This window comes from Pseudomonas sp. A25(2017) (assembly GCF_002001065.1).
In the GTDB taxonomy this organism is placed as follows: domain Bacteria; phylum Pseudomonadota; class Gammaproteobacteria; order Pseudomonadales; family Pseudomonadaceae; genus Aquipseudomonas; species Aquipseudomonas kilonensis.
This window is the reverse complement of record NZ_MUOA01000085.1, coordinates 1-13,374: the sequence shown is the minus strand read 5'-3', so window position 1 is coordinate 13,374 and position 13,374 is coordinate 1. Positions and strand designations below refer to the sequence as shown.

General features: G+C 62.9%; 12 protein-coding genes. 9 read left to right on the top strand and 3 right to left on the bottom strand.

The window, feature by feature from the left end:
- Nucleotides 1-40 precede the first annotated feature (40 nt).
- The 8 genes from B0E42_RS22065 (at nt 41) to B0E42_RS22030 (ending at nt 9,193) form a co-directional block, all read left to right on the top strand.
- Nucleotides 41-1,135 (top strand): YCF48-related protein, encoded by a 1,095-nt coding sequence (locus B0E42_RS22065; protein ID WP_053188173.1) that lies wholly within the window; start codon nt 41-43, stop codon nt 1,133-1,135.
- Nucleotides 1,132-3,603 (top strand): RND family transporter, encoded by a 2,472-nt coding sequence (locus B0E42_RS22060; protein ID WP_077507402.1) that lies wholly within the window; start codon nt 1,132-1,134, stop codon nt 3,601-3,603. Before B0E42_RS22065 ends, B0E42_RS22060 begins: the two co-directional genes overlap by 4 nt.
- Nucleotides 3,604-3,679: 76 nt before the next feature.
- Nucleotides 3,680-4,330, top strand: a complete 651-nt coding sequence (locus B0E42_RS22055; protein WP_053179619.1) for a nuclear transport factor 2 family protein — start codon at nt 3,680-3,682, stop codon at nt 4,328-4,330.
- A gap of 46 nt (nt 4,331-4,376) precedes the next feature.
- Nucleotides 4,377-4,910: a 2,4'-dihydroxyacetophenone dioxygenase family protein gene (locus tag B0E42_RS22050; RefSeq protein ID WP_053179617.1), complete on the top strand. Its 534-nt coding sequence runs from the start codon at nt 4,377-4,379 to the stop codon at nt 4,908-4,910.
- 45 nt (nt 4,911-4,955) lie between these two features.
- Complete coding sequence (locus tag B0E42_RS22045; protein ID WP_077507399.1) at nt 4,956-6,623, top strand: GMC family oxidoreductase; 1,668 nt, start codon at nt 4,956-4,958, stop codon at nt 6,621-6,623.
- Nucleotides 6,624-6,652: 29 nt separating this feature from the next.
- Nucleotides 6,653-7,981 carry an MFS transporter gene (locus B0E42_RS22040; RefSeq protein WP_077507396.1) on the top strand — a complete coding sequence of 443 codons (1,329 nt, stop codon included), beginning with the start codon at nt 6,653-6,655 and terminating at the stop codon, nt 7,979-7,981.
- 35 nt (nt 7,982-8,016) lie between these two features.
- Nucleotides 8,017-8,190 (top strand): hypothetical protein, encoded by a 174-nt coding sequence (locus tag B0E42_RS31190; RefSeq protein WP_156331371.1) that lies wholly within the window; start codon nt 8,017-8,019, stop codon nt 8,188-8,190.
- A 175-nt stretch (nt 8,191-8,365) separates the two neighbouring features.
- Nucleotides 8,366-9,193 carry a LuxR C-terminal-related transcriptional regulator gene (locus B0E42_RS22030; RefSeq protein ID WP_053179610.1) on the top strand — a complete coding sequence of 276 codons (828 nt, stop codon included), beginning with the start codon at nt 8,366-8,368 and terminating at the stop codon, nt 9,191-9,193.
- A 197-nt stretch (nt 9,194-9,390) separates the two neighbouring features.
- Here B0E42_RS22030 and B0E42_RS22025 read toward each other — a convergent pair whose 3' ends face one another.
- Together B0E42_RS22025 and B0E42_RS22020 are read right to left on the bottom strand one after the other, a co-directional pair.
- Nucleotides 9,391-10,245, bottom strand: a complete 855-nt coding sequence (locus tag B0E42_RS22025) for a TauD/TfdA family dioxygenase (RefSeq protein ID WP_077507393.1) — start codon at nt 10,243-10,245, stop codon at nt 9,391-9,393.
- Nucleotides 10,246-10,299: 54 nt separating this feature from the next.
- A complete protein-coding gene (locus B0E42_RS22020; protein WP_077507390.1) occupies nt 10,300-11,769 on the bottom strand; it encodes an aldehyde dehydrogenase in 1,470 nt (489 codons plus the stop codon).
- A gap of 204 nt (nt 11,770-11,973) precedes the next feature.
- Between B0E42_RS22020 and B0E42_RS22015 the strand changes: the two genes are divergently transcribed.
- Nucleotides 11,974-13,089: an aromatic ring-hydroxylating dioxygenase subunit alpha gene (locus B0E42_RS22015; protein WP_077507387.1), complete on the top strand. Its 1,116-nt coding sequence runs from the start codon at nt 11,974-11,976 to the stop codon at nt 13,087-13,089.
- Between the two features lie 167 nt (nt 13,090-13,256).
- Here the strand turns inward: B0E42_RS22015 and B0E42_RS22010 are convergent.
- Nucleotides 13,257-13,374, bottom strand: a 118-nt coding sequence (locus tag B0E42_RS22010) for a YbdD/YjiX family protein (protein WP_139353200.1), incomplete at its 5' end; no start/stop codon positions are given.

Sequence of the window (13,374 nt, the reverse complement as noted above, 5' to 3'; positions counted from 1 at the left end):
TGTCCTTGGCTTGAGCCGATGTCATTTACTGGCCAGATGCTTGCTGCTCGCGGTGTTGCTGAACTGGGGCGCCGCCCAGGTCGCCTCGGCGGCGACATCGACAGAACCATTCAATCGCCCGGCGCCCAGCGTGGCCCAACCCCAGCGTGCCTTGCTCAACGGCATCGCGCGTGCCGGTCAACGCCTGGTAGCGGTAGGTGAACATGGGCTGGTCATTTGGTCCGACGATAACGGCCAGGCCTGGCATCAGGCGGCGGTCCCGGTGGATGTCAACCTGACCACCGTGGCTTTCGTTGACGAACACCACGGCTGGGCCACCGGGCATCAGGGCGTGGTGCTGTCCAGCGAGGATGGCGGCGAAAGCTGGCGCAAGCGGCTCGATGGTGTCCAGGCCGCTGCACTGACACTGGCCCGGGCCAAAAAGAAGGCCGCCGCGCTCGAAGAAGACGCCCGTGAAGACTATCTGTATGCCGCACAGCGCCTGGTAGACGACGGCCCGGACAAACCCCTCCTGGCCCTGCTGTTCAACGGTCCGAATCGCATCAGCGTGGTCGGCGCTTTCAACCTGGCGTTGCACAGCAGGGATGGCGGAAAGACTTGGCAAGCCTTCTACGATCAAATCGATAACCCCGACGGCCTGCACCTCTACGCCTTGCAAGCCCTGGGGCCGAGACGGTTCATCGCCGGGGAACAAGGCCTGCTGCTGGCGACCGACCCCGGCGGCGGGTCCTTCAAGCGCCTGGCCTCGCCCTACGAGGGCAGCTACTTCGGCTTGCTGCCGTTGGCAAACAACCGACTCCTGTTATTCGGCCTGCGGGCCAACGTGTTTCGTTCCGACGACGGCGGGCAGCAATGGCACCCCGTCACCATCGAAGGCGCCAAGGCCAGCTTCAACGCGGGCCTGCAACTGAGCGATGGCAGCATCGTGCTGCTCGATCAAGGCGGTCGGGTATATACCAGCCGGGACCAGGGCCGCAGTTTCAAGGCCATACCCTTCGGCTGGGGCGCACCGCTGACCGCTGTCGCCGAAGCCACTGACGGCAGCCTGGTGCTCACCAGCCTGGCTGGCATCGTGATCCTGCCAAGGGAAAAACTCGCTGGCCCCACGTTGGTCGTCCAGGAATCCAAACCATGAAAACCACCCACGAAGAGGCACCCGTGATCGCGGACCTGAGCCAGTTCGACACGCGCTCGGGCTCGTTGCTGGAACGCCTGCTGTTCAACCATCGCCCCTGGCTGATGCTGGCCTGCCTGCTGTTGACCGGATTCTTTGTCGCCCAGTTGCCGCAGTTGACGCTCAATGCCAGTTTCCAGCGGATGATTCCCCAGGATCACCCGTTCGTCATCAACTTCCAGGCCCATCAGGACAGCCTCGCCGGCCAGGGTAATGTGGTCCGCGTCGTGGTGGAAAACACCCGGGGCAGCATTCTCGACAAGGACTACCTGCAAACCCTGCAGAAGATCAGCGACGAGGTGTATCTGCTCGCTGGGGTCAACCGGCCCTATATGAAATCACTGTGGACGCCGACCATGCGCTGGCATGGCATCACCGAATCAGGGCTGGACGAGGGCCAGGTCATCGACTCCCACTACGATGGCTCGGCCGAGAGTCTGGAACAACTGCGCCTGAACATCGAGCGCTCGGGGGAAATTGGCAGCATCGTTGCTGGCAATTTCAACTCGAGCATGCTGCTGGTGCCCCTGCTGGATATCGACACCGAAACCGGTGAGCAGCTGAACTACGGGGCGTTCGGCGCCAGGCTGGAGGATATCCGCGCCAAGTACCAGAGCGAGCATATTCGCCTGCACATTGTCGGCTTTGCCAAAGTGGTCGGTGATCTGATCGAAGGACTCACCCAGGTCCTGGTGTTCTTCGCCGTGGCCATCCTGATCGCCGGCCTGGTGGTGTTCGCCTACACCCGCTGCCTGCGCAGTACCGTGCTGGTGCTGTTCTGCTCATTGATCGCGGTGATCTGGTTGCTCGGCAGCCTGCCGCTGCTCGGTTATGAACTGGACCCCTACACCGTTCTGGTGCCTTTTCTGGTGTTTGCCATTGGCATGAGCCACGGCGCGCAGAAGATGAATGGCATCCTGCAGGACATCGGCCGTGGCACCCATCGCCTGATCGCGGCACGCTACACCTTCCGCCGCCTGTTTATGGCCGGGCTCATGGCGTTGGCCTGCGATGCCGTTGGCTTCGCTGTGCTGCTCCTGATCAAGATCGAGGTCATCCGCCAGTTGTCGCTCACCGCCAGCCTGGGCGTGGCGTTCCTGATCTTCACCAACCTGATCCTGCTGCCGATCCTGCTCAGCTATATCGGCGTCGGGCGCCACGCCGCAGCCCGCAGCCTGCGCAGCGAGCAAGCGCAACTGGAGGAAAAAGTCCGCCCGGCGCTGTGGCGTTGGCTCGACCTGTTTACCCGGCGCAAGGTGGCCGCCCCCACGCTGCTCGTCGCCATGGCCCTGGGCGTGGGTGGGTTCATGGTCAGCCTGCACTTGAAGATCGGCGACCTTGACCCCGGCGCGCCGGAACTGCGCACCGACTCGCGCTATAACCAGGACAACGCCTACATCACGTCCAACTATGGCAGCAGCAGCGACGTGTTCATCGTCATGGTCACCTCCGCGCCACAACAGTGCATGAATTACGCGCTGCTCGAACGCATCGACCGCCTCGAATGGCGACTGCGCCAGCAGCCCGGGGTGGTCGCTACCGACTCGTTTGCCGCGTTCATCAAGGTCATGACCAGCCAGCTCACCGAAGGCAACCCGAAATGGATCAGCCTGCTGCCCAACCAGGCGGTCATCAACAACCTGGTCAAGTACGTGCCCCAGAGCCTGGTCAACCAGAACTGCGACCTGTCGATGCTGAGGATTTTCCTGCGTGACCACAAGGCCGAGACCTTGCAGGCGCTGGTCGCCGAGATCCAGGCTTTTGCAGCGGCAAACGATCAGGGTGATGAACGCTTTCAGATGGCCGCCGGTAGCGCAGGCATCGAGGCCGCCACCAATAGCGTGGTGCAGAAGGCCAACCGGGAAATGCTGCTGTGGGTGTATGGCGCAGTGATCGTACTGTGCTTTTTGGTGTTCCGTTCCTGGCGCGCGGTAGCGTGCGCGATTCTGCCGCTGATGTTGACCTCCGTGCTGGCAGAGGCCCTGATGGTCTGGCTGGACATCGGCGTAAAGGTAGCCACGTTGCCAGTGATTGCCCTGGGCGTGGGCATTGGCATCGACTACGCCCTGTATGTCCTGAGCATCCTGCTGTTGCACCTGCGCAGCGGTGAGTCGCTGTCCCTCGCCTATTACCGCTCGCTGCTGTTCACCGGTCGGGTTGTGCTGCTGACCGGCGCGACGCTGGCCATCGGCGTCGCCACCTGGGTGTTCTCACCGATCAAGTTCCAGGCCGACATGGGCATCCTGCTGGCCTTCATGTTCCTCTGGAACATGCTCGGGGCGCTGGTGCTGCTGCCGGCCCTCGCCAGTTTTCTACTCAAGCCGGCGCCGGGTCAGCAGGTGCTCCCCCAACCCATGACAGCACTCAGGAAAGCTGCATGTCAAACGTCCTCTTCGCATAGGACATTAGTGCCCGGCAGCGCTCGTTAGTATTCATCCAACGCCCCTCAAGAATAAGAAGCCTGTCCAGGCAACCCGCTGGAACGGCAAACCGAAGGAGCCGCACATGTCATCCCAGGAACACTTGCTGCAACGCATCGAACAGCTGGAAACGCGCCTTGTCGGGCTCGAAGACATCGAGCAGATCAAGCGCCTGCAACGCATGTACGGTTACTACATCGACAACCGTCTGTGGACGGAGATGGCCGAACTGTTCAGCGACTCAGAAGCCGTCATGGAGATCGGTCAGCGGGGTCGCTACCTGGGCAAGCACAACATCGAGCAGTTTCTGCTCGACGTGCTGGGCCAGGGTCGCAGCGGCTTGCTACGCGACGAGTTCATCAATCACATGCAACTGCAAGGCGTGGTGACCCTCGGCGACGACGGCAAACAGGCCCAGGGCCGCTGGCGCGCACTGATCCAAGGCAACCCGCCGCCGGGCAGCCGCAGCCTCTTCTGGGCCGAAGGGGTTTACGAAAACACCTACGTCAAGGAAGCCGGCACCTGGAAAATCGCCCGACTCTGGTGGGTGCCAACGTTCTATACCACCCATCCATGCGACAGCCTGAGCTTCGCCAGCACCCCGGCCAGCGCCAGCCTGCCCCCGCAGCAACCCTCAGCCGAACCCGACTCGGAGCTGGGCCGCACCTTCGTGCCCTTTCATTACCAGCACCCAATCACTGGCCAGGCCGTCACCCGCGTGACGTCCAAGACCTGAACCGCCAGCCGCCGCAGGCGCATACAACAAGAATGAGGACCCTGTGATGAACCACCCCGACCCAACGCCCTTCGACCTACACGCCCAGCCCTTCGTGATCTCGTCCCTGCACATCGCCACCGACGAATTGCCGTTCGCCGAAGACTTCGGCGCCCCAGGCGTGCGCCTAAAGCTGCTGAGCGCCGACGTCGAAGGCGCGATGTTCGCCGTACGCATCCGCTTCGCCCCCGGCGTGCAGTTGCCACCGCACCACCATACCGGCGCGGTACACGCCTTCACCTTGAGCGGTGAGTGGAGCTACCTGGAACATGCCGACACGCCCCCCAGCCGGGCCGGTTCCTACCTGTTCGAGCCGCCAGGCTCCAGCCACACCCTGAAGGTCGCCGATCACAACAGCGGCGAAACCGATGTGCTGTTCATCATCTATGGCGCCATGTTGATTCAGGACGAGGTCGGCAACATCGTCGCCAAGCTCGACGCCGGCAGCCACCTGCACGACTGGCCAGCGGCGTTGCGTGCCCAGGGCTTGCCGGTGCCGTCGATCATCGAAGGCGGTCACGTGCATTACTCCAGGACCTGAAGGGTTTTCAGGCGGCAGGCGTTCATTTCCAGTAAGGGTTTGAAGATGGCAGAGTTCGATTTCATCATTGTCGGTGCCGGTTCTGCCGGCTGCGTATTGGCCAACCGACTCTCGGCCGACGCCGCAAACCGGGTGCTGTTGCTCGAGGCCGGCGGCAGCGACCGCCACCCGATGGTCGCCATGCCGGTGGCCTGGATGCCTGCCTCCAACATGGCGTCCCTGGGCTGGGGCTACGCCAGCGAACCGGAACCCCAGACCCTCAATCGCGCCATGCCCCAACCACGCGGCAAGCTGCTTGGCGGCACGTCGTCGATCAACGGCATGCTCTATAGCCGTGGCAACGCCGGGGATTACGACCGCTGGAAAGCCCAAGGCCTTGAAGGCTGGGGCTACGCTGATGTATTGCCTTACTTCAAGCGCTCGGAAACCAACTGGCGTGGCACCACGCCCTTTCACGGCGGCACCGGACCGCTGTCTGTCTCGCGCCAGCCGGCCCATCCGCGTATCACGCCGCTCATGCTGGAGGCCGCAGCCAACCTGGGTTACGCCAGCCTTGAAGACTTCCACGGTGCACAGGCCGAAGGCTTCGGCCTGCCTGACTTCACCATCCGGGCCGGGCGCCGGGACAGCACCGCCGCGGCGTTCCTGGACGTCGCCAACGCCCGCCCTAACCTGACGGTGATTTCCCACGCGCACACCACGCGAGTCGTGCTCGAAGGCGACCGTGCCGTGGGCGTGGAGTATTTGCTTGGCCAGACGTTGCACACCGCGCGAGCCAGCCGCGAAGTCATCCTCAGCGCCGGGGCTTTCAACTCGCCGCAATTGCTGATGTTGTCCGGTATCGGGCCGACGGAAGAATTGCAGGCCCATGGCATCGAAGTCCGTCATGCACTGCCGGGCGTGGGCAAGAACCTGCAGGACCACCCCTTGGTCGGGGCAATCTACCAGGCCAGGGATACCGACACCTTCGATCAGGTGCTGCGCCTCGATCGCCTGGTGTGGTCCGCCCTGCGCTGGGCCGTCAGCGGCAACGGGCCGCTGGCCGCCAATCCCCTCTCGGTCCAGGCGTTCATTCGCTCCCGACCGGAACTGCAATGGCCGGATTTCCAGGTGCAGATCAGCCACGTGTCGATGCTCGCACGCCCCTGGTTCCCAGGTTGGCGTCAAGGTGCAGGCCATCAAATCACCGCCGCCGTGCTGAGCCTGCGCCCCCACGGCAGCGGCGCAGTCACCCTGCGTTCGGCAGACCCGCTGGCTGCGCCGAAGATCCGCCTCGGCATCGGCCTGCACGAAGAGGACCGACGCACCGCCCGCGAGATGCTCAAGTTCCTGCGGCGGTTCTTCGCCACCGAACCGGTGGCCAGCCTGGTCAGTGCAGAACTGGCGCCTGGTCTGCAGGTGCAAACCGATGCCGAACTCGATGCCTATATCCAGGCGACCTTGCAAACCGGCATGCACCCGGCCTGCACCTGCGCCATGGGCACCGGCGAGCAGGCGGTGGTCGACGCCCAGCTCAAGGTCCATGGCCTGCAAGGCCTGCGGGTAGTGGATGCCTCGGTGATGCCGGACATCATCAGCGGCAACACCAATGCCCCGACAATCATGATTGCGGAAAAGGCCGCCGACATGATCCTCGGCCTCCCGCCACTCCCTGCCGAGACTGCTGCGCGCCTCGACGAACGCGAACCGTCCCGCTCACAGGTTGCCTGCTGACAGCCCGCCGCCCCTGACTGGAAATCGACATGACGAATCAGACCCTGCACCCGGCGTTGAACATCGAGCATTTGCTCGACACGCGTCCAATGACGGCCTTGCAGATCCTGCTGGTCATCCTCTGTGGTGCGACCATGTTCATCGATGGCTTCGGCATCCAGGTCATGGCGCTGAGCGTGCCGTCCATCTCGGCAGAATGGGGGTTGCCTGCCACCCGCTTCGGGATGGCGTTGTCCGCCTCGCTGATTGGGCTGACAGTGGGCGCCGCGTTGCTTGCCCCACTGGGCGATCGTTTTGGCAGGCGCCCTGCACTGATCAGCGCGTTGGTTGCAGTGGGGCTGAGTACCGCCGGCACCGCACTGTCCAGTTCACCTGAACAGTTTGTGTTCTGGCGGCTGCTGACCGGACTTGGCCTGGGGGTTTCGATTCCGATCTGCAACACGTGGGCCGCGGAGTACATACCGTTGCGCCAGCGCGGCATCGTGCTGGTTTTGATCAACGCCGCCATGGGCGTCGGCGCCTTCAGTGCCGGCTTCATCGCACCGCCGGTGATCGAGGCCTGGAGCTGGCGCGGCATCTTTGTGCTGGCCGGCGTCACACCGGTGCTGGTGGCCGTGCTGCTGTGGCGCTGGGCGCCGGAATCCTTGAAGTTCCTCAATGCCCGATATCCCGGCGATCCACGTGTGGCAGCCATCCTCGCCCGCATTGCGCCGGACATTGATCTGCGCCAGGTCGAACTGGTCATTCCGGCACCGCTCAGGGTCGTCCGAGTGTCCGTGGCCGCGTTGCTGGCCCCGGCTTATCGAAGTCGGACCCTGGTGCTCTGGGGTTTGCTGATCCTCAACCTGTTCAGTCTCTATCTCTTGATCAGTTGGCTGCCGACGCTGCTGCAATCGGCGGGCTGGCTACCCGCGGCGGCGCTAAGGGCTGCCGTACTGATCCAGGCCGGCGGCGTCATCGGCGGTATTGCTCTGGGTTTGCTGCTCGACCGGGGCAAGACCCTGCCGGCGCTGTTTGTCGCGTTCCTGACAGCGGCCCTGTGCCTGGCGCTTTTCGCGCTGGTGCCTTCGGGCAGCGGCTGGATCGTCCTGCTGTTGATGATCGGTGGCGGCATCACCGGCGCCCAGTTGTCGCTCAACGCTTTGTGCACCAGTTACTACCCAGCGGCGATCAAGGCCACCGGCATGAGCTGGGCCGGCGTGGTCGGCAGTTGCGGTTCGATCAGTGCGCCGCTGGCCGGGGCCTGGATCATCGGACAAGGCCTGGCGCCGGCCAGCATCCTGGCGCTGCTTGGCATCCCCGCCCTGCTGTGTGCCGTCGGCGTACTGCTGATGCGCAGCCACTGGCAGGCCCATTAGGCAATACCACCCTCCACCTGGAACAGGACATGACCATGAAAACAATAAAAACCGTCGTGACATTCGCCTTCATCGCCGCACTGACCACTGCCGTCCTGGCGTTCTGGCCTGCATCGCCGCCGGCATTGAATGCCACGGCCTGTCCCCACCCATCCACGGCCTGCGCCCAACAATTGGTCATGACTTACGGTTGGCCACGCCTGAATTGAACAATCGCGTCGATTGCCGCCGACAACGCCAAGCCGCTCGTCAGAAACCGATCAAAAGGCCCCCCTCGGGCATCGTGATCCTGATTGGCGGCTGGCAAAGCGGCGATAGGCGGGTATATTTAGTTAAGTCTAATAACAATACTCCCGGGCGCCTTGCCGCCACCAAGGAGATCACATGCAGCACTGGACCGTCTCACCTGACTCCACCCGTCTCGAACTGAACATCACCGCCCTGTCGCGTCTGATCGGGGCGATCGGTTCGACCCAACAGACGTCCATTGCCAGTGCGGCGCTCGACCTGGTTCGCACCCGCATCGCGGCCCATCACTGCTCGATGCTCAGCTTCGAGGGTGACCGCAACCCGCGCCTGCTCTCCGGCGCCAGCGTGCGCAGCGCCTGGCATGTGTTCAATGCCGCGTCGGCCTACTCCCATTCGTTTTTTCGCCAGGATGATCTGCTGCGGGTGATCGCCCGCTACCCGGCAAGCTTCGAGGCGCCACCGGTGATCGTGCACCACCAGCGTCTGGAAGACATCGAGTGCCCGGACTATCGCGCGCAGTGTTATGAGAATGTCGACATCATCGACCGCCTGGCGATCCTGGTGCGCGTGGCCAAGTCCCAGTCCCTGGCGGTCAACTTCTATCGCGATCGTTCCGCGGGGCACTACAGCGAAACGGAAATCCACGACCTGCTGGGCATGGCACCGTTGTTCGCCAGTTGCATCGCCCGCCATTACGCCTTCGATACCGACGGCGAGTCGAGCTTCCGCGGCGCGGTGACTGATGAGCTGAGCGATATCTGCCCGCAACTGACCGTGCGCGAACGCGAAGTGGTGCAGCGGATTCTCGACGGCGCCACCACCGAACGGATCGCCGAAGACCTGAAGATCCGGCCCACCACCGTCATTACCTACCGCACCCGAGCTTACGAAAAGCTTGGCGTGTCATCCCGACGAGAACTGTTTGCCACGGTATTGCGCAAGCGCAATGTGGCGGTGCGGTAGCCTGGGCAGGCAATTATTATCTGGCAGAGGACACAAAACCTGTGGGAGCGAGCTTGCTCGCGATGGCGGTGTATCAGTCAATATTGATGTCGACTGACCTGGCGCTATCGCGAGCAAGCTCGCTCCCACAAGGAATTGGCAGTGCGCCTCGATTCTCTGTCCATCCCGCTCCCACAGGGATAGGTGTTGCTTCAGGATTAGAGGATATCCGACCGGTCCACCACCGACGCATACAGCTTGCGCTCGGCATTTTCATCAAAGGCTTCGCGCCGATGCATGCAGCAGCGGTTGTCGTAGAGAATCAGTTCATGGGCGGCCCAATGGTGGCGGTAATGGAACTGCGGCTGATCGACATGGGCAAAGAGCGCGTCGAGCAAGGCTTCGCTTTCCTCCAGTGGCAGGTCCGGTACATAGGCGTTGAGGCGATTGCCCAGGAACAGGAACGGCTTGCGGGTAAAACGATGAAACTGGACCATATCGGTCTCGACACCTGGCGAGCTCATCACGTCGTCGAGTTTCACACCGCCCGGTCGCATGCCGGGTTTGCCTTGGGCGTCGAACACCACATCCTGTTTGATCCGCCGACCTTCAATGGCCTGGCGCAGAGCAACCGGCAGTTCTTCGAGCGCCCGGTAAAGGTCGCAGAAACTGGTGTCCCCCCCTTCCTTCGGCACCACCACGGAATTGAGCAGCCCGGCCACCACCGGATCGAAGAAGCGGTCTGAATGCCAATCCAGCTCACTGTTGCTGCGTGGGCCGAACTTGCCTTTCTCCACATTCTCGACCACACGGATACCCGCGTATTCATTGCTGTCGCTGGCCAGTCGGCCACTGCCGTCGTCCTGGGTACCGAAGGCACGGACGAAGGCAGCCAGTTGCGCAAGCGTCAGGTCGGCGCCCTCGAAAATCAGCACTTGGTGGGCGTGAAACGCTTGGGCAATCGCCTGCGCCTCGCTCAAGTCTGGGGGCGTGCGCGTGTCAAACTCAACGCGGGCGCCAAAACCTCCGGGCAACGGGTTGACCTTTTTTGTTGTTGTACCGTTCAAGCTCATGGGTGTCTCCATCGGGATGGGAAGTCGGGCCTGGGGACGGTCCGACCGGAGGGTCTACAGCAACAGAATCGATTTGAGTTCGGTGTAGCCGGCCAGCCCATGAACCCCACCTTCGCGTCCGACGCCGGACAGCTTGAAGCCACCAAACGGCAGCGAAGGATCAAAGCGAAAGGCATTCTGACTGACGGTGCCGGTGCGCACCCCGCGAGCCACCCGATAGGCGCGCTCGGCGTCATCGGTGAACACCGCGCCGTAGAGACCGAACGGCGAGTCATTGGCAATCCGGATGGCATCCTCTTCGTCATCGCAGGGCAGGACGCTGAGCACCGGCCCGAAGATTTCCTCCTGGGCGATACGCATGTTGCGGTCCACGCCGCCGAACAACGTCGGTTCAATGTAATAACCACGCGGCAGGTCCGCAGGACGGCTGCCACCGCTGATCAATCGGGCACCCTCGGCCTGGCCGATGGCGATGTACTCCTCAACCCGTGAACGCTGGCGCGCCATGGCAAGGGGGCCCATCTGCACGCTTGGATCGAAGGGGTCGCCAACCCGGATCGCCTGCATTTCCGCCTGCAACGCTTGCAGCAGTTCATCCTGGCGATGCCGAGAAACGATCACCCGGCTCAGGGTCGCGCAAACCTGGCCACAGGACATCGAAATGGTCGAAGCCAGGACCTTCGCCGCCTGGCCCAAGTCGTAATCGTCCAGCACGATGGCGGCGGACTTGCCACCCAGCTCCAGGGTGTAGCGGGCAATACGCCCGCCGCAGACCGAGCCGATGCGTTGGCCGGCCGCGACCGAACCGGTGAAACTGACCTTGTCCACGCCCGGATTGCACACCAGGTGATCAGCCGCTTCGCGGTGGGTGGTGACCAGGTTGAGTACACCGGCCGGCAAGCCGATCTGCTCGGCCGCCTCGGCGATGATATAGGCCTCGATGGGCGTTTCCGGGGCCGGTTTCATGATCACCGTACAGCCGGCCAGCAACGCCGGAGCCAGTTTGCCAGCCATGATCCCGAACGGGTTGTTCCACGGTGCGATGGCCGCAACCACGCCAACGGCCTCGCGCACCACCAGCGCCCGTCCACGACCGTCCATGGGGGGATGTGATGCTTCGAATTCGAACTGCCCGGCCAACTGGGCGTAGTAGTCGAACCAGTAATGCCCGGCCCCGACCACGAATGGCGAAACAGATGCCAAGGCACCGATTTGTTCGGTCCAGGCCTGGGCCAGCTCTGGCAGTCGCGGTGCCAGTGCGGCCGACAACCGGCGCAAGTATTCGGCTCGCTCGGCCGGACTGAGCCGTGGCCAGGGGCCGGAATCGAAAGCCCGGCGAGCGGCGAGGACAGCCAGGTCGACGTCCTCCTCGGTCGCCTCGGCAACGCGGGCAATGACCTGCTCAGAATGCGCCGAGATCACGTCGATCCGCCCTCCTCGCCGGGTATCGAGCCATTGACCATCGATAAACAGCTTATCGGGGTGCGCGAGACGGGGTGGCGCGAGGCTGGCGGTGGGGTTCATGGCTTCTCCGGTTCGAACCATAGGACGGCGAACATGCCGGCTTGATGGTGCCCAGTGAAAACCTAACCGAGTCAGGCGTCTGTCCTATGGAGGGAGGACAGTACGGATCGTCACGAGGGAGCCTGTCCTCTCTTGGTAGGACGGCCAGCGCCGCTGTGGGTGGATAGGCTGGCGCTTATTAAATCCTGACGACAAGGAACCCCCATGAGCCTGCCCCCACCCAACGTCATCGCCAACGCACGCAAAGCCATGGCGGTGCTGGCCCACCGTGATACGCCGTTCATCTTCAACGAATGGTATGCGGCGGCCTTCGGCAGCGAAGTGACACGCCAATTGCTGTCGCGCACCTTGTTGGGCAAGCGGGTGGTGCTGTACCGCAGCGAATCCGGACAGGCGGTTGCCCTGGAAGATCGCTGCGCCCATCGTTCCTATCCGCTGTCCCGAGGTCATCTTGAAGGCGATGTGTTGGTCTGCGGTTATCACGGTTTTCGGTATGACACCCAGGGCGAACTGATCAACGTCCCGTCACAGCACAACTGCCCGCGAGGCATCGGTGTGCGTGAGTATCCGCTGTTCGAGCAAGGGCCATTACTGTGGATCTGGCTGGGCGATCCGGCACTGCTCGGCACCCGCCAGCCACCTCGGCTGGACTGGATCGAAATGCCCGATTGGGAATGTTCCTCCGGTTATTTCCATCACCCGGGCAACTACGTCAGCATGCACGAAAACCTCATGGACCTTACGCACCTGTCCTTCCTGCATGCCAGCACCATCGGCACGCCGGACTATGCCAGTGCCCCGTACGAGCTCGACCTCAAGGAAGGGCACTACAAGTTGATGCGCAACGTGGTCCCCACCACCCTGTCACCGGTATGGGGCAAAACCACGGGGCTTGACGGGGTCAATACGGCGGCGCGCATCGCCACCTCGGAGTTTCTCTCTCCGGCGCTGCACCAAGTCAGCGTGACCTTCTACGACTCGGCGCTGGCACTGGACAATCGCCCCGAGTTCCACATTCGCACCGCCCACATCCTGACCCCGCAAACCCAGGGGGCACTGCATTACTTCATCGTCCACGGCCGAGACTTCGCCCTGGACGACAAAGCCATTGGCGAGTTCATGCATGAACAACTGTTCGCCGCCTTCAACGAAGACGTCGAGGGGCTTGGTGCGCTGGAAGCCATGATCCAGGGGGCCGATGAAGACAGCTACGAAATCTCCGTAGCCAGCGACGCCCCGGCCATCGCCATGCGGCGCTACCTGAAAAAGCGGGCGGATGCAGAGGCGGACGAAAAGCTCATTGCCAGCGATAGACCTTGATCCCCCACAAGGGACCTGAGGTGTACGCAAATCCTGAGGCCACCCCAAAAACAACTGTGGGAGCGAGCTTGCTCGCGAAGGCGTTGGATCAGTCGACATCATCGTTAACTGACACTCCGCCTTCGCGAGCAAGCCCGCTCCCACATGGTGTTTGAGGCTAGCTCAACTCAACAGCACTTGGGCCCACCCTTGCCGCCGTAACGGGCCTCCTGGCGTTCACGAAAGAACGCCTCGTAGTCCATCATCGGCTTGTCCGGGTGCTTGGTTTGCATGTGCTCGACGTAG